General features: G+C 38.0%; 8 protein-coding genes and 4 tRNA genes. 9 read left to right on the plus strand and 3 right to left on the minus strand.

Going from position 1 to position 17,334, the window contains the following annotated elements; translation table 11 throughout:
- Positions 1-21: 21 nt before the first annotated feature.
- The gene (locus H4J70_RS05990) at positions 22-750 is read left to right on the plus strand and encodes a tRNA-uridine aminocarboxypropyltransferase (RefSeq protein ID WP_259368005.1); all 729 of its coding nucleotides are present in this window, start codon (positions 22-24) and stop codon (positions 748-750) included.
- 83 nt (positions 751-833) lie between these two features.
- Positions 834-1,271 (plus strand): DUF3010 family protein, encoded by a 438-nt coding sequence (locus H4J70_RS05995; protein ID WP_070375975.1) that lies wholly within the window; start codon positions 834-836, stop codon positions 1,269-1,271.
- A 148-nt stretch (positions 1,272-1,419) separates the two neighbouring features.
- On the opposite strand, the gene H4J70_RS06000 is transcribed toward H4J70_RS05995, so the two are convergent.
- From H4J70_RS06000 to H4J70_RS06010, 3 genes are all read right to left on the minus strand, one after another.
- The gene (locus H4J70_RS06000) at positions 1,420-5,475 is read right to left on the minus strand and encodes a hybrid sensor histidine kinase/response regulator (RefSeq protein ID WP_220470361.1); all 4,056 of its coding nucleotides are present in this window, start codon (positions 5,473-5,475) and stop codon (positions 1,420-1,422) included.
- Positions 5,476-5,831: 356 nt separating this feature from the next.
- Positions 5,832-7,991: a M3 family metallopeptidase gene (locus H4J70_RS06005; protein WP_182221826.1), complete on the minus strand. Its 2,160-nt coding sequence runs from the start codon at positions 7,989-7,991 to the stop codon at positions 5,832-5,834.
- 275 nt (positions 7,992-8,266) lie between these two features.
- Entirely contained in the window at positions 8,267-11,788 is a 3,522-nt protein-coding gene (locus H4J70_RS06010; protein ID WP_182221825.1) for a BACON domain-containing protein, read from the minus strand.
- Positions 11,789-11,979: 191 nt separating this feature from the next.
- Here H4J70_RS06010 and H4J70_RS06015 point away from each other — a divergent pair, with 191 nt between their 5' ends.
- From H4J70_RS06015 to H4J70_RS06045, 7 genes are all read left to right on the plus strand, one after another.
- Positions 11,980-12,426, plus strand: coding sequence for a regulatory protein RecX (locus tag H4J70_RS06015; RefSeq protein ID WP_182221824.1), 447 nt, complete (start codon positions 11,980-11,982; stop codon positions 12,424-12,426).
- Between the two features lie 44 nt (positions 12,427-12,470).
- Positions 12,471-15,095, plus strand: a complete 2,625-nt coding sequence (gene alaS / locus H4J70_RS06020) for an alanine--tRNA ligase (protein ID WP_182221823.1) — start codon at positions 12,471-12,473, stop codon at positions 15,093-15,095.
- Positions 15,096-15,507: 412 nt separating this feature from the next.
- Positions 15,508-15,717, plus strand: coding sequence for a carbon storage regulator CsrA (gene csrA / locus H4J70_RS06025; protein ID WP_070375981.1), 210 nt, complete (start codon positions 15,508-15,510; stop codon positions 15,715-15,717).
- A gap of 343 nt (positions 15,718-16,060) precedes the next feature.
- A tRNA-Ser gene (locus H4J70_RS06030) sits at positions 16,061-16,152 on the plus strand.
- A gap of 90 nt (positions 16,153-16,242) precedes the next feature.
- Positions 16,243-16,319: transfer RNA gene (locus H4J70_RS06035), tRNA-Arg, on the plus strand.
- A gap of 94 nt (positions 16,320-16,413) precedes the next feature.
- Positions 16,414-16,490, plus strand: a tRNA-Arg gene (locus H4J70_RS06040).
- Positions 16,491-16,668: 178 nt separating this feature from the next.
- Positions 16,669-16,745: transfer RNA gene (locus H4J70_RS06045), tRNA-Arg, on the plus strand.
- The last annotated feature ends 589 nt before the right edge of the window (positions 16,746-17,334 follow it).

Genomic DNA, 17,334 nt, shown 5'->3' on the forward strand with positions numbered 1-17,334 from the left:
CATAAACTTCATCATTATCGTATGAGTCTGAGCACGACGACTTACAAGTCTCGTGGGCAACGTGTTGTACGTTGTGACTTATGTCGTCTAGCAAAACCTCATTGTATTTGTTCATATTCGCCAAAATCTACCAGTAATGCCGGTTTTTTATTATTGATGTATGACACAGAAGTACTAAAACCAAGTAATACAGGCAAGTTAATTGCTGATGTCGTGCCAGATACCTTTGCATTTCTTTGGTCAAGAACTAAAGAAAATAAAGAAATGTTAGCCATTTTAAACGACGAGCAATGGCAACCTTATGTTGTTTTTCCTCAACAGTATGCACAGGCTGAACGTGAGGTTTTTTGTAATGAAATGACCATACCTTCAGGTAAAAGACCACTCTTTGTTATGTTGGATGGTTGCTGGCGTGAAGCGAAAAAAATGTTTCGTAAAAGTCCTTACTTGAACCAATTCCCCATTGCTGCTTTTGACCCACATTTACTTGACGAAGCGGCTAATACCTCTCGCTATCAAATACGCATTGCCGAAGAAAACTATCAATTTGCTACCGCAGAAGTCGCGGCAAAAATGTTAACAATGGCAAAAGAACCGGTCAATGGACAATTATTGGATCAATGGTTTGATATGTTTAGTTATCAATATCAAAAAAGTGTTTGCCAGAAAAATAAAGGTAACCCCAAAGCCTTAGAAGATTATCTTGATTTTACTAAGCAAAAGGGGATTAAATTAAAAGCAACACTATAGGGTAATACAACTAATGTCATTAACTGTTTCGGTATTCACTGTTTCGGTATATAATGCGACCGCGAATTTAATGAGGGTAAGTTATGAGAATATGTGGTGTTGAATTAAAAGGTAATGATGCAATTATTTGTATTATGTCACGTGAAAACGGTTTGTATGATATTCCGCAAACACGCGTGCAAAAAATATCTTTAGTAGATGCAGGTGATTCCGAAGCAGTACAACACTTCCAATTTACCTTTGCTAAATTGATGGAAGACTATCACGTTGATAAAGTTGTTATCCGTGGTCGTGCTTTAAAAGGTAAATTTTCTGGTGGACCGATTGGCTTTAAATTAGAAGCGTGTATTCAACTTATAAAAGAACTACAAGTAGAAATTATTGCGGGTAGTTTTGTTAAGAAAACCCTGGTAAGAAGTCAAATAGATATTGATTTTCGTGATACCGGCTTGAAGCAATATCAAGAACCTGCCTTTGATACCGTTTTTGCTTTTTTTGAAAGTGACCCTTACATGAAGTAAGTGTTTCTTTTAGTTTAAGCTGATAAAAACCCCAGTAAGTTTGCACTTACTGGGGTTTTTACGTTTAAGACGAACAGTAGGATATGGTGCTAATAGCCGGATTAATATGCTTCAAATGTGCTAACAGATAAAATGATGAGAAACGTTATCAGTCACTTTTGTTAATAACCGTTAATAACGCCGCAATAAGCTCATGGGTGCTAGATTTAATAGCGGCAGAATTTTTTTTCTTAATTTTGGACTCTAAGCTCATTGCGACTCGTGTTATGTTGCTATAACCAAACATTTGTGCGGCTCCAGCTAGTTTATGTGCTTGCTTAGCAAGTGCATCATTATCATTCGTTTGGTTCAACAATATGAAGTTTTTATGTTCTGCAATTAAACCCACTTCAAATTTAGCAACCAAATCAGATATATCAATGTTGCTATTAGTTAGCGAGCTATTGTCTTCGTGGTTGGTTTTGATAGGCTGTTCAAAATACTTAGCGATGGTATTGATAAAGTTTTGTCGCTCAAAAGGCTTAGCTTGAAATCCATTAAATCCTAGCGCTAAATATTGTTCTAGATCTTTGGCTAAGGTATTTGCCGTTAATGCAATAATCGGTACTTCACAAGATCTAGCTCTTAGAATTTTTATCGCTTCTATACCATCCATTTTTGGCATCTGAATATCAAGTAAGATTAAATCAGGTTTATTTTTAAAGTAAGACGCTATTACTTCGTAGCCGTTTGTCGCAGTATAAACCTCAAAACCTAGTCCGGTCAGTAGCCTGCTCATTAAATGCCTATTATCATCATGGTCTTCAGCCAATAAAATAGCGCCACTGAAGGTCTTCTTTGTTACTTCGAATTCTTTTACAATCTCAGTTGAACTGGTGGGAGTGAACGGTAATATCAAGGTAAAAATACTGCCTTGACCTATCTCACTTTCAACATCGATTATTCCCCCCATGAAGTCTGCTAATTTTTCAGATAAATTTAGCCCTAAACCTGAGCCACCAAAGCGCCGACTAATGCTGGTATCTGCTTGCGTAAAGGCGTCAAACACTCTTCTTAATTGTTCATCACTGATACCTATGCCTGTATCACGTATTTTGAAGGTTAATTCGTTGATATGATTATAATGTTGCGCGTATATTTCAATAGCAACATCCCCTTTTTCAGTGAACTTAATGGCATTTGAACAAAGGTTAATAAGAATTTGCTTTAAACGAAAGCCATCAATATTGATCATAAAAGGGGAGGGCAAAGTATGGTATATGGTAAAATTTAAGCCTTTAGATTTAGCTTGTTCTGAGAAAATATTTTTAATGTCGACAAGTATTTGTATCAGATCTAAGGCCGTTATTTCTAATTCAAATTTATTTGCCTCTATTTTGCTTAAATCTAGGGTGTCATTCAATAAGCTAAGCAAGTGCAAGCTATTATTATATATGACTTTTATGCTGTCAGCACTGTTATCAATATCACCATGTAATATCGCTTCAGTTTGGCCAATAATAGAGGTTAAAGGTGTTCTTATCTCATGGCTCATATTCGCTAAGAATTGAGATTTAACTTCATTCGCTTTAATAACCTTTTTCGATTCTTGTTTGATTGAAGCCGTTTGTGTGGAAACTTGATGCTCTAATTGCTTAATAAGGTCACGTTCAAAAATTGCTTTTTTTTGATGAGCCCTAATAAAAAAGACTAATATGAACAAAGATGAGATGAAATATAAGGTATATGCCCACCAAGAGTTCCAGAACGGTGGTTGCACGGTTATTTTAAGTGAAACACCTTCTTCATTCCAAATACCATCAGGGTTGCTTGCTTTTACTCTTAGTAAGTATTCACCACCAGATAGATTTGTGTACGTTGCTCGGCGATTTTTATAATCGGTCATTATCCAATGGTCATCAAAACTTTCAAGCTTGTATGCATATTGATTTTTTTTTGGGGCAGAAAAATGTAAAGCACTAAACTCAAACGCCACTAAATTTTCTTTGTGGGTTAAAGTGATTGCTGATGTTGCATGGATCCCTTTCTCCAAAAAAAATGTACCATCTTCTGGTTTTGCCTTATTTTTATCGTGTTCTTTATTGGCATCGATAGCGACTGATTGATTCAACAATAGCATTTCGGTGAAAACGACCACAGGTTTATTGTTATCCTGAATTAGCTTATTAGGAAAAAATCGATTAAAACCATTAATGCCGCCAAAAAACAATTCGCCACTGTCACTCTTATAAGAAGCGCCAGCATTAAATTCATTACTTTGTAAGCCGTCGGCAACATCATAATTTTTAAACGTTTTAGACTTGGGGTTAAATTGAGATAAGCCTTGATTGGTACTTATCCATAAATAACCTTGCTCATCAATCTCTATTGCATAAATGGTGCTATCAGGTAATCCATCCTCTTCGGTAAAACGTACAAACTCCCCCGACTTCATATCCATAAGGTTTAAGCCATTCATGGTGCCTACCCAAAGGTTACCCTCGTCATCTAAAGCTATTGAGCTAATATAATTATGACTTAAACTGTTTGGTTGAGTCATATCATGACGATAATGAGTAAATACTTCAGTCTTCGGATTGAAATAATTAAGGCCCTCAACAGTAGCCACCCAAAGATTTTTTTGGTTATCTTCAGTTATTGCTAAAACATGGTTATGGCTCAAACTGTTTAAATTAACTTCACTATGCTGATAGGTCCTGAATTTTGCAGTTTTAGGGAGAAAATAATCTAGGCCATTAGCAGTACCTACCCAAAGGTTATTTTGGCTGTCTTCAGTTATCGCTTGGATACCTCTGCTACCTAAACTGTCTGAATCATCCAAGTTATGCCGATAAGTACTGAATACCTCCGTTTTGAGGGTGAATTTATTTAATGCACTCCTAGTGCTAAACCAAATATTGCCTTGGTGATCTTTAGTTATTGCGTTAACCCAGTTATTACTTATATTTTCTGGGTTAGTTTTATTTATACTATAATGCTCAAACTGCTGAGTTTTTTTATTAAAGCGATTAATACCTTCTGAATCAACCCCCACCCAAAGATCGCCTTGCTGGTCTTCAACGATCGCAGCAACCCAATTACTACTTAAGCTCCCGGGGGTAAAGGCATCTCGACGGTAATGACCAAACTGCTCTATTTTTGGATTGAAGCGGCTAAGACCCGCTTTGTTAGTCCCTGACCAAATATTACCTTCTCTGTCCTCTAAAATAGCCATAACATTACCTGAGCCTAGGCTATTTATATTAGCCTCTTCATGACGGTAATAGGTGAAAGCCTCAGTTTCAAGGTTCAGTCTATTCAATCCCATATTTGTCCCAATCCAAAGGTTGCCGTTTTTATCAGCTGCTAACGTTAAAACTACTCCATCACTTAAACTATTAGCATTATTAGCCTCATGGCGGTAATGAGTAAATTGCTCAGTCTGCAGACTAAATCGATTTAAGCCGTTTTCAGTAATCATCCAAAGATTATCTTGCCTATCGGTAATTATTGACCAAACTGTTCCTTGAGTTATGCTATTGGGGTCGTTAGCATTGTGAACGTAATGAGTAAATTGCTCGGTTTTTGCATTAAAGCGACTAAGACCAGCATGAGTGCCAACCCAAATTTCGCCGTTATTATCCTCTAATATTGCCCAGACATTATTATGGCTTAAACTCTTTGGATTATTTATATTATATTTATAATGAGTAAACTGCCCTGTTTTTGGATCAAAACGATTAAGTCCGCCCCGAGTACCAATCCAAATATTGCCTAAGCGGTCTTGAGTTATTGCATTGACAACATCATGGCTTAAGCTATTTGGCTTATTAGCATTGTGACGAAAGTGGCTAAACTGTTCAGTTCTCGGATTAAAGTGATTAAGTCCAACTTCTGTACCTATCCAGAGGTTAGCACTTTTATCTTCAAATATAGTTCGAATCACATTGCCTGTTAGTGAGTTCTGATTTTTACCACTATGTTTAAATACTTTAAACGTATAGCCGTCATAACGCGCTAACCCGTTGGAAGTCCCTACCCATATAAAGCCTTGTCTGTCTTGTAGTATTTGAGTTACATCACTTTGTGGTAGGCCATCTTCAATAGATAGACGCTCAAACCGAGTTGATTGCACTGCAGCGAATGAAACGCAGGAAGGAAAAAGTATCAGCAAAAATAAAAACAGCGAAGGCTTTATTTTACGGTTATTGAAAATAACACTCATTTTTACAAAACCTTTCAATATGAGTAATACAGCAGATTTTAACTTCATAATTGGGGGTTAACTTTAGTGAGCTATATGGCGATGAAAGAATATTATTATTACATTATTAGGTTATAAACAATACAAATAAACTTTTATTAAAAATTTTTAAAGCTGGACGTTATTCCGCTGAAAAGGACTTTATTGGATATAAAATCAGCATGTAAATATAAGCACTTAGCTTTTTTAGCAACCATAAAGCGCTATGTCAGTTAATATCTTTTTCAGTTATAAATCGTCATGCTGAGACTCATATAAATCTAGTATCAGCATGACGGAGTCTTAAATAACGGATATTAATAATATTAGGGTTAACGTTACTTAGTTGTCGTTAAACCACGACGGTCAAGCAAAGGTTGAACTTTAGGGTCTTGACCTCTAAAGCGACGGTACATTATGGTAGGATCTTCACTACCACCGGGCTCTAAGATATGCTTACGGTATAAATCTGCAGTTTTCTCATCGAATATGCCATTTTCTTTAAACGCTAACCAAGTATCTGCATCATAGATATTTGACCAAATGTAGCCGTAATAACCTGATGAATAACCGCCAGAGAATATATGAGAAAAGTAACCTGTTCTATAACGAGGTGATATCTCTTTGATTAAGCCAATTTCTGATAAGACCTTTTTCTCAAATACTGCAGCATCTTGCAACTCTGCTGTTTCTAAAGAATGCCAACTCATGTCAAGTAAAGCTGCACCAAGGTATTCAGTGGTACCAAAACCTTGATTAAATTTACCTGAAGCTTGAATTTTATCAACTAATGCCATTGGAATAACTTCACCGGTTTTATAGTGCTTAGCAAAGTTTGCTAATACTTCTGGTTCAGTCATCCAATTTTCCATGACTTGTGAAGGATATTCAACATAGTCACGTGGTAAAGCAGTACCTGTTTGTGAGCGGTAATAACCGTTAGACAACAAGCCCTGAATTGCATGACCGAATTCATGAAATAAAGTTGACGCTTGATCAAAAGTTAATAATGTTGGCGTATCACCGACCGGGCGTGGATAATTTAATACGTTGTAGATAATAGGGGTAACTTCTTCACCATACATACGATGTTGTTTACGGAAGCTGCTCATCCAAGCACCACCACGTTTACTTTCGCGCACGTAATGGTCAGTCATATAAATACCAACATAGCTGCCGTCTTTATCAAAGACTTCAAAGGTACGTACATCTTCATGGTATTTAGGTAAGTCGTTGCGTTCTTTGAAGGTTACGCCCCATAATTTCTCTGCGGTGAAAAATATTCCCTGTAAAGTACCTTCTAGCGAGAAATATGGCTTAGTTTCTGCTGCATCTATATCGTAGCGAGCTTTACGAATTTTCTCAGCGTAGTACCACCAATCCCAGGCTTCTATTTCAATTTTAGTGCCTTGTGAGTTAGCCAGCTTTTGCATATCAGCTGACTCTTCTTTTGCTCTCGCTAAAGCAGCTGGCCATACTTGATTTAATAAACCAAATACGTTTTCAGGTGTTTTAGCCGTCGCATTTTCAAGGACAAAATGTGCGTGAGTTTTATAACCTAATAATTGTGCCTTTTGGTAACGTAAGCTGGCTGTTTCTGCAGCAATACTCTTGTTATCAAACTCATCATCATTGTTACCGCGCATGGTGTAACCTTTATATAAGGTTTCCCGTAATTTACGATTAGTTGCATAGGTTAGAAAGGGGTTTTTGCTAGGACGATGAGTGGTGAATACCCATTTACCCTCATGGCCTCTATCGCTTGCCGTAACAGCGGCGGCGGCAATAATATCATCAGGTAAACCGTTTAGATCAGCCTTGTTATCAATAACCATTTCAAAGCTGTTCGTTTCGTGTAATAAATTTTCGCCAAATTTTAAGCTTAATTCACTCAATTGCGTATTAAATTGGCGTAATTTTACTTTGTCAGCATCTGATAAATTAGCACCACCACGGACAAAACCTTTGTAGGTTTTCTCAAGTAAGGTTAATTCGTTTACTTGTAAATTCAGTTGATCTTTTTTGTCATAAACCGTTTTTACCCGAGCAAATAATTTTGCATTAAGATTAATGTCGTCATTTAGCGCTGATAATTGTGGTGATACTGCTTTGGCAATATTACGCATTTCTTCGTCAGACATTGAACCGGTTAAACCGTAAAATACATTACTGACGCGGTTAAGAAAGTCACCTGACTTTTCCATCGCTTCAATGGTATTTGCAAATGTTGCTGTGTTAGTGGCATTGGCAATAGTGGAAATTTCTATTTTATTTTCACTAATAGCTTGCTCAAATGCGGGTAAGTAATCACTTTTTTTAATTTGATCAAAAGGGGGGATGCCGTGTGGCGTAGTAAATGCACTGAACAATGGATTTATATGTTCAGCTTTTTTAATTTTTTGCTGACTTTCTTTGGTTTGATTCTTGTTATCGTCGTACGACTGACAACCGGCTAATGCGATAGCAATAGCAAGCGGGGCGAGTAAGCGCTTTTTCATAAATGACCTTTATTAAATGTTAGACAATTAAATGACTTTGTTAATATCGTATAGACAAAGCTAATGAATTTATTCTATGTTGCACTCGGCCAAGCTACAAGATGCAGCACGTTTAAAAACGGTGAGTAACCGGTTAAAAAAGCTGAATTGTTAAGTTGTCAGCTTTTACCTTGATTATTTTTGTAAAATACAGAATAAGATAAATAAGTAGGCTTTAGTGGAAATAAAAATCCCGTGCGAGCACGGGATTATATAAGTGCAATATGTAGCTGAGCTTAATCAGGAATATAATCAAGTACTAAGCTATTTGCAGTTGAATTGTAGTGAATAATTCGCTGGTAGTTTGGCGATATATAACTGTCAACAGAACCAGCTGTATATCCGACGGTAAATAAAGCTTGTTGGTTTTCATCATATTTACTAAGAATAAAAACGCCACTACTATCGAAACGATAGAAATAACTATTATTAGCCGAGTCAATGGCTACGTTAACCGTTCGTATACTCGCTCGTAAAACGCCTTGGTCAGTAAAACTTGTACCATCAAAAGTTGTCCACTCTGAAGTGGTGCTCGCTGTATAAAGGTCTGCACCACGACTACTGGTGACTATATTTGATAAAACGCCACTATAAGCGCTGTTAATATTTTCATCACTGGCAATTTGTTGAACACTTTCAGCAGTAAAGGCATTGTACGCTAAGGTATATTGTAGCAATGCTGAGGTGTTAGCGTTATAAGCAATAACATGATTGCTTGCAGGTACGTCATAGATAATGGGTGAGTTGAAAGTATTTTCTCTATCCCAGAACTGCACCGCTAAGGCTAAGTTTGCATATTCTAACGCTTGGCTGATAACAATGGCTTTACCGGCGACCATCGCGATAGTTTTAGGCCTAAATTGTAGATCTATGTCAGCAGCTGGCAGTAAGTTAATACTGAAATCGTTAAGGTTTATTTGATAATGATTAATACGCGTTTGTGGCTGCCCATTTTCATCGTTGTAGTTTTCACTATTTGAAGCTAACAAGAGTGAGCCATCTGGGTGAATAACCAAGTCGGTTAAATCAGCACCGCCAAGTGGTGAATTAATCGTTGTTATTGCAGCGCCAGTAATAATATTAAACACTTTTATCACATCACCTTGGCCGATATAAATATTAGGACGCAGTGGGTCTAATACGACAGCTGAGGTATTAGGTGTAATATCAGTGATAACAATTTCACTGATGCTTGTTGTGTCAAAATCGCCTTTTTCAAAGCTGACTTTTATTGTACCCTTGACGCTTTCAGAACTATTGACCGGTGCTAAGGTGATTTCGCCATAGTACAAACCATTAGTCGTTATTTTACTTGGATCGGCGTCGATCGCTAGGGTATTATTAACGGTATCAGCCGTTAACGTTAACCAATTAACATTACTTTGTGCTTGCCAAGCTACCGCACTGGATTTATTGGTGACAATATCTACCGTATGACTGAGCGTTGACTTGTCCGCTTGTGAAGTAAAGGTTAGTGCTGAAGCGTTACTGAATAACCTTATTTCATCAACCGCTAACTCAACCACTACTTGTACATTGATGCCCGTCTCTGGGTCGGTAAAAGTAATGATACCGGTAAATAACCCCCAACCGATGATCTCATTTGAATCAATGGAAATAACAAGCGTTTTACTCTCTTGCGTTGTTGTTTGAGTCAAAGATAACCATGAAACATCTGTTGTTGCTTGCCATGAATCACTCACGCCTGAAATAGTCAATTCCTGGCTAGCAACGCTGGCATTGCCTAAGGTAGTATTAAAGGACAACTGAGATGCCGACACATCAAACTGCGCTAAAGTTACCATTTCTATTTGAGTACTATTTACCGCGTTCACTAACAAGCGTTTATTATCAGATGAAATATCAATGCTGGTGGGCTGTTGTCCCTGAGTTTCAATGGTAGCAGTCAGTGCTGATGCTTGGTTGTAAACATTCACAACGAAGCCGCTAGCGGGAACAAAACGAAGATAATGGGCAAAATTGTTATTCGACTTTTCAACAAATAACGTCGTTGCACCGTCTGCTTGGTTGAGTAATCCCATATCGGTAAAAGCGTTGCCATCAAAGCTAATGTGTTCACTTGTTGGGCTAATAAGATAAAGCGCCGTTTCGTTATCATTAACGACAAAGCTTGAAATACTATCGGCTTCAGCTAACCGTTCTGGTTTATATTCATGGGTTAAGCTCGTAATGATTTTATCTTGACTGAAGTCATTAATTTTTGCGTTATAGCGATTTAAGGTTGCTGTTTGAAAGTCTAATGCATATAAAGCTTCTGTTTCACTGGCTTGGTCAATGGTTTCCGTGAAAAAGATATTTTCACGATCCCAAAATAAGCGTTGTAACTCTTCATTTGCGTATTCAAGTGTTTGCGTGACAAGAAAGTATCGGCCAGAAAATTGTACGTAACGGCTAGGTTCAAACTCTATGGTTGGTGATGAAATTTCAGTAAAACTATAATCGCTTAAATTGATATTATAACGATGAACAACTTCAGTGGTGGTCTCGTCTTCATTGATAACAACTTCAAGCGCTTTTGCTAGTAATTTACTACCGTCAGGATGAACAATAAATTGCTCAAGTAGGGTGTTATCAGGAGCGATAGCGATGGTTGCAATTAATTCACCACTATATTGTTGATAAACAAGTAAGTTGTTTTCTGAGCCAACATAAAAGTAGGGCATGTTAGGTGCTGCTATCACGGTATCGATATTTGCGGCTATGTCCGTGATGACTTTAGTTTCTGTTTGCTCAGTACTTTGAAATAATGATACCGGTAGAACATGCCCAATAACAACTTCATTTTCAATGGCATTGAGGGTTATTTCAGTTTGACTTATCGCCGCTACCGGCATGGCATTAACATCAACAGCAACTTTAAGAAAATCATTGTCGAGTTTTGTTAAGGTTAACCAGGTTGAGGCGGAACTTGCTTGCCAATTTATTTCAGCGCTGCTGTTGGTACTGACTTTGATGGTTTGCTCAAGCACTGAAATATTCGCGGTTGACGTAAAAGCCAAGCTGGCTTGGTTGGCATACAAATATTGATTATCTAAACCAACTTCTACAGGGATAAGCTTAGTATCACCCGTTGTTGTTTCGGTGAGTATAATATTTCCGCTTGCTAACTGCGCGGCAGTAAAACTGCTAATATTCGGGGTAACGGTGACCGTTGCATCACCTGAGCCCGAAGATATGTCAAAAGTTATCCAGTCAATATCACTGCTTAACTGCCAGTTATTACTCTCACTGGTGATAGCGATTGTTTGGCTAGGAATGCTGACATCACCAAAGGTGCCACGAAAACTGACCAGCTCAGTATCTATATTTGCTTGCCAAATAAGTAATGAAACGTTGATGTCATGATGCACTAAGGTTGCGCCATTATCAGAGAGTTCGCCCGTTGAAAAACGCAGCTTTGTGACGTATTCACCTAAATTAATTTGGTCTGCTTGGGTTAAATCAATATGAACAGTAGCAGAATTACTGGTTAGGTTTTCAGTTCTAAAGGCTAGCCAGCCCACGGGTTGGGAGTCAGGGGCATAACCCACTAATAAACCGTCGCCAGCAAAAGTAACATTAACGGTTATTGAATCGTCAAACTCAGTAATTATCTCATTGCTAAAGCTAATCGTTGAAACATCAGCGTTGATGGCGTAATTTTTTGATTTATCATTAGAACCACCACAGGCAGAAAGCAATAATGTTATACAAAAAATGGTGAACATTTGACTGAGGTTCTTAAAACATACCTTCATACAGATCCCTGTTTTATTTTGCTGTTTATCTGCAAACTTTACGCTTACTTTTATAACAACTTATTCTGCGTGATTATTCACTCAAAGTAAAAACTTATTATTTATCTAAAATTTAAATAATTGAACACTATAATTATCCGTTAATTTAAAGGTAAAATAAGCGGTAAAACGTCTTTAAAGGTGATGAATCATTGAACAAAGCTATCTTACATTGTTCGGTAGGTATCCTCTCTCGTCGCGAGCATTCTTATGAAGAGTTAATGCAAAAGCTCAAATTTCGTCAACACAGTGAAGATGAAATTACGCCAGTCCTTGAATTTCTAATTAAAAAAAACTATTTGAGTGACCAACGTTTTGCCGAATCTTTGTTTGGTAGCCGCCTTAATAAAGGTTATGGTTGGCTTTATATTAGCAATGAATTGGAACAAAAAGGTGTTTGCGATACTATTATAGTTGAACTGAGTAAAAATCAGCAAATTGATTGGTATCTTCAAGCCGAGCTTGCGTATAATAAACGCTTTGGCGAAAGTACAATTAAAGACCAAAAAGATAAATTAAAACGCATTCGATTTATGCAGTCTCGAGGTTTCTCTTCGGATGAAATCATGATATTGATTAAATATACTCATAGCGATTAAACGAATAAATTCAAGAATTAACTTTTCAGAGAGTGAACATTCCCATGATTAAAACTAGTGCACAATTACGACAGACTTTTTTAGACTTTTATGCTTCGAAGCAACATCAAATTGTTCCAAGTAGTTCATTAGTTCCAGGTAATGACGCGACGTTATTATTTACCAATGCTGGTATGGTTCCTTTTAAGGACGTTTTTTTAGGGGCAGAGAGCAGAAGTTATACCCGTGCAACCTCGTCGCAACGTTGTGTTCGTGCGGGTGGTAAACATAACGATCTAGAGAACGTTGGCTACACGGCGCGCCATCATACTTTCTTTGAAATGTTAGGTAACTTTAGTTTTGGTGATTACTTTAAAGAAGACGCTATACGTTTTGCCTGGGAATTTTTAACTGTCAAATTAGCCTTACCTAAAGAAAAGCTATTAGTGACTGTTTATGACAGTGACGAAGAAGCCTTCGCTTTTTGGCGTGACGAAATAGGTATTCCGGTAGATAAAATTATTCGTATCGGTGATAAGTCACCCAGTAAAAAGTACGAGTCAGACAACTTTTGGTCAATGGGTGATACGGGGCCATGTGGACCTTGTTCTGAAATATTCTATGATCATGGTGAAAATATTTTTGGTGGACCTCCAGGCTCACCAGATGAAGATGGTGATCGTTTTATTGAAATTTGGAACTTAGTCTTCATGCAGTACAACCGTCATGCTGACGGTACTATGGAAAACTTGCCAAAGCCTTCTGTTGATACAGGTATGGGCTTAGAACGTATTTCAGCGATAATGCAAGGCGTGCATAGCAATTATGAAATTGATATTTTTCAAGGATTAATTAAAGATACTGCTGAGTTATTACAGTGCAATGATTTAGAACATAAGTCTTTGCGTGTAATTGCCGATCATATTCGCTCATGTAGCTTCTTAATAGCAGATGGTGTTATGCCTTCAAACGAAGGTCGTGGCTATGTATTACGTCGTATTATTCGACGTGCCGTACGCCACGGTCATAAATTAGAAGCAAAATCACACTTCTTTCATCGACTAGTTGTTTCATTAGGTAAGCAAATGGGTGAAGCCTACCCTGAGCTTATTAGCCAACAAGCGGTTATTGAAAAAATATTACGTATCGAAGAAGAGCAATTTGGCCGCACCCTAGATCGTGGCATGATCTTACTTGAAGATATTTTAGCGAATCTTAAAGGCGACACTATTTCAGGTGACGATACCTTTAAACTTTATGACACCTATGGTTTTCCTGCCGATTTAACGGCAGATATTGCCCGAGAACGTCAATTAAAAGTCGACCACAATGGTTTTGACATTGCTATGGGACTTCAACGCGAACGTGCTCAGCAAGCAAGTCAGTTTGGTTCTAACTATAACGACCAGCTTAAATCTGATCACAACACGCAGTTTAAAGGTTATACCCGTAATGAATTCTCCGCAACTATTGTTGAATTATTCAATAACGAAGCGTCGGTTGCTGAATTAAAAGCAGGCGAGCAGGGCATTGTTATTTTGGACAAAACACCTTTTTATGCGGAGTCGGGTGGCCAAGCAGGAGACCAAGGCCTTCTTCATATTGATGACGGTATATTTGAAGTACATGACACCACTAAAATGGGTAACGCCTTTGCTCATAAAGGAATTGCTCGCGTAAATATTGGCTTAAATCGCCTAGTAAAAGCAGAAATAAATACTGAGCGACGCGCAGCTATCGTTAAAAACCACACGGCTACTCACCTTCTTCATGCCGCTTTACGTAGCGTCTTGGGTGAACATGTTACGCAAAAAGGTTCGTTATGTGATGCTGAAAAGTTACGCTTTGACTTCTCTCACTTTGAAGGGGTTACCGCGCAAGAGTTGCAAACTGTTGAACGTCTAGTTAACCAAGAAATACGTAATAACTTGTCTCGTGAAACCAACTTAATGCAGATAGACGAAGCTAAAGAAAAAGGCGCTATGGCTTTATTTGGTGAGAAATACGACGATGAAGTACGAGTGGTTACTTTAGGTGGTTTTTCTACCGAGCTTTGTGGTGGTGTTCATGTTGAGCGTACTGGCGATATTGGCTTTGTTAAAATAGTGTCAGAATCAGGTATAGCTGCAGGTGTTCGTCGTATAGAAGCTGTTTCCGGTGAGTGTGCACTTGCTTTTACTGAGCAGCAAGGTTCAAATCTAAGCTTAGTTGCCTCAATGGTTAAATCTGATGTGGCGAGTATGCCAGGAAAAGTTGAGCAATTAATTAGTCGTGGTAAGCAACTCGAAAAAGAAATTCAAATCCTAAAACAGCAAGTGGCGGCTCAAGCCGGTTCTGATTTAATCAGTGAGGCTGTAGATGTTAATGGTGTGAAAGTACTTATTGCAGATTTAGCAGGTACCGAGTCTAAAGCGCTTCGTGGCATGATGGATGAACTCAAGAATAAAATAGGCTCAGGGATCATTTTATTAGGCACAGCATCAGACGGAAAAGTAGGTTTGATCGCTGGTGTAACTAAAGATCTCACTGGACAGGTAAAAGCCGGTGATTTAGTTAATGCCGCAGCACAGCATGTCGGTGGCAAAGGAGGTGGGCGTCCAGATATGGCACAAGCTGGTGGCAACAAGCCAGAGAATTTACCTATGGCATTAGACACAGCGAAAGCATGGCTAATTGACCAGTTATCGTAATATTATAGTAAGCTAATATATTTCATTAAGGAGCGTTTTAGCTCCTTTTTTGTGGGTAAATCTTTTAAATAGTAAGTTAGGTTACTTAGCGGTTAATGCAGAGTTAACATACGTCAACTACAATATTAATAATAACAAATAGTTATAATTATTTCCAAAAAATAACTTTATTGCTTGAATAAGCTTGCTAGAATGCCAATATTGGTTATAAGTGCAAAGTTAATAACTGATTATCACTCGTGGTAATAAAATCTTTGTAAATAGTGGTAAAACTGGGTCTTAGTGAACTTAAGTAACTATTTTTTACAAAGTTTTTAATTTTTATTATGTACTTTTACCAAAATTAAACTAAATTTATTACTAGCTTATAATTTTTTAGTGGACTGGCTTTTAAACATAAAGGATATTTAGGATGTTAATTTTAACTCGTAGGGTTGGTGAAACGTTAATGATTGGTGACGAAGTTACCGTCACAGTTTTAGGTGTAAAGGGTAATCAGGTTCGTATTGGCGTAAATGCGCCAAAAGAAATATCTGTTCACCGTGAAGAAATTTACATGCGCATACAAGCAGAAAAAACAGGAAGTGACAGTAGCGAAGCCGAAACAGGTAATAAATTTTAGCTTTGTTGAACACCTTCATTAAAAAAAGTCGGCAATTGCCGACTTTTTTAATGACTAATATTAATTTTTTTCAGCATTAATTTAGTGACAATAATCTTTTTGAGCTTGAAAAATAGCCTTGTTGGTTGAAATCTCGGCAAACAGATTTAAAAGTACAGAAAAATAGAAAATATTGTTGACTTATTTTCTCGATCCATTAGTATTCGCACCCACTGGAGATGTGACCGATTGGTTGAAGACGCTCACCTGTTAAAGGAGTATCTGGCTACTAGCCTGATAGAGAGTTTTTTCTAAGATGTATTTCAAAGTACGTATTAGAACTCAACAGTAAAGAAGTAAAAATGGAGAGCTGTCCGAGTGGCCGAAGGAGCTCCCCTGCTAAGGGAGTAACGGCTTTAAATCCGTTCGAGAGTTCGAATCTCTCGCTCTCCGCCATTACTTTTATTAAAGGTAACTGCGGTAAAAGTAATAAATGCAAAGCAATTTGCTATCTTTAGACTAAGATATAAAAAATAGTTCATGTGAGGGCGCGTAGCTCAGCTGGATAGAGTACCTGGCTACGAACCAGGCGGTCGCAGGTTCGACTCCTGCCGCGCCCACCACTTTTCTTTATTGAAATGTGGACTAAGCAAATATCATCGCTTATAAAATTAATAGATATTATCTTCAAACGAGATATTAAATAAGGTTTAATGTGGGCGCGTAGCTCAGCTGGATAGAGTACCTGGCTACGAACCAGGCGGTCGCAGGTTCGACTCCTGCCGCGCCCACCACATTTGCTGTAAAGCTGGAATAAACCAATCTTCGGATTGGTTTTTTTTCTTCTGTAATATAGCAGTTAAAAACTCAAGTATCATCCTTAGGAGGTATTTTGAGTTGTTAAGCAAATACCAAGGCTTATAAAAATAATGGGTGTTATCTTTGAACAAGATAGTAAATAAAGTTTAATGTGGGCGCGTAGCTCAGCTGGATAGAGTACCTGGCTACGAACCAGGCGGTCGCAGGTTCGACTCCTGCCGCGCCCACCACATTTGCTGAAAAGCAGAAATAAACCAATCTTCGGATTGGTTTTTTTTCGTCTAGATTTTGCCTAGGATAAAGTGATAGTTTATCTAACCTGCTGGAGAGATCGAGCATATAATAGCAGCTACGAAACTAACCGCTTCCGGTCGCAGGTTCGATTCCTGCCGCGCCCACCACATTTGCTGAAAAGCAGAAATAAACCAACTTTCGAGTTGGTTTTTTTTCGTCTAGATTTTGCCTAGAATAAATATTATATAGAAGAGTCGCTACGAAACTAACCGCTTCCGATCGCAGGTTCCACTCCTGCCGCGCCCACCACATTTGCTGAAAAGCAGAAATAAACCAATCTTCGGATTGGTTTTTTTTCGTCTAAAGTAAAGTGAGAGTGTATCGAACCTGCTGGAGAGACCGAGCATATAATAGCAGCTACGAAACTAACCGCTTCCGATCGCAGGTTCGACTCCTGCCGCGCCCACCACATTTGCTGAAAAGCAGAAATAGACCAACTTTCGAGTTGGTTTTTTTTCGTCTAGATTTTGCCTAGGATAAAGTGATAGTTTATCTAACCTGCTGGAGAGATCGATTATATAAGAG

The organism is Colwellia sp. BRX8-9, from assembly GCF_014077245.1.
GTDB lineage: Bacteria > Pseudomonadota > Gammaproteobacteria > Enterobacterales > Alteromonadaceae > Colwellia_A.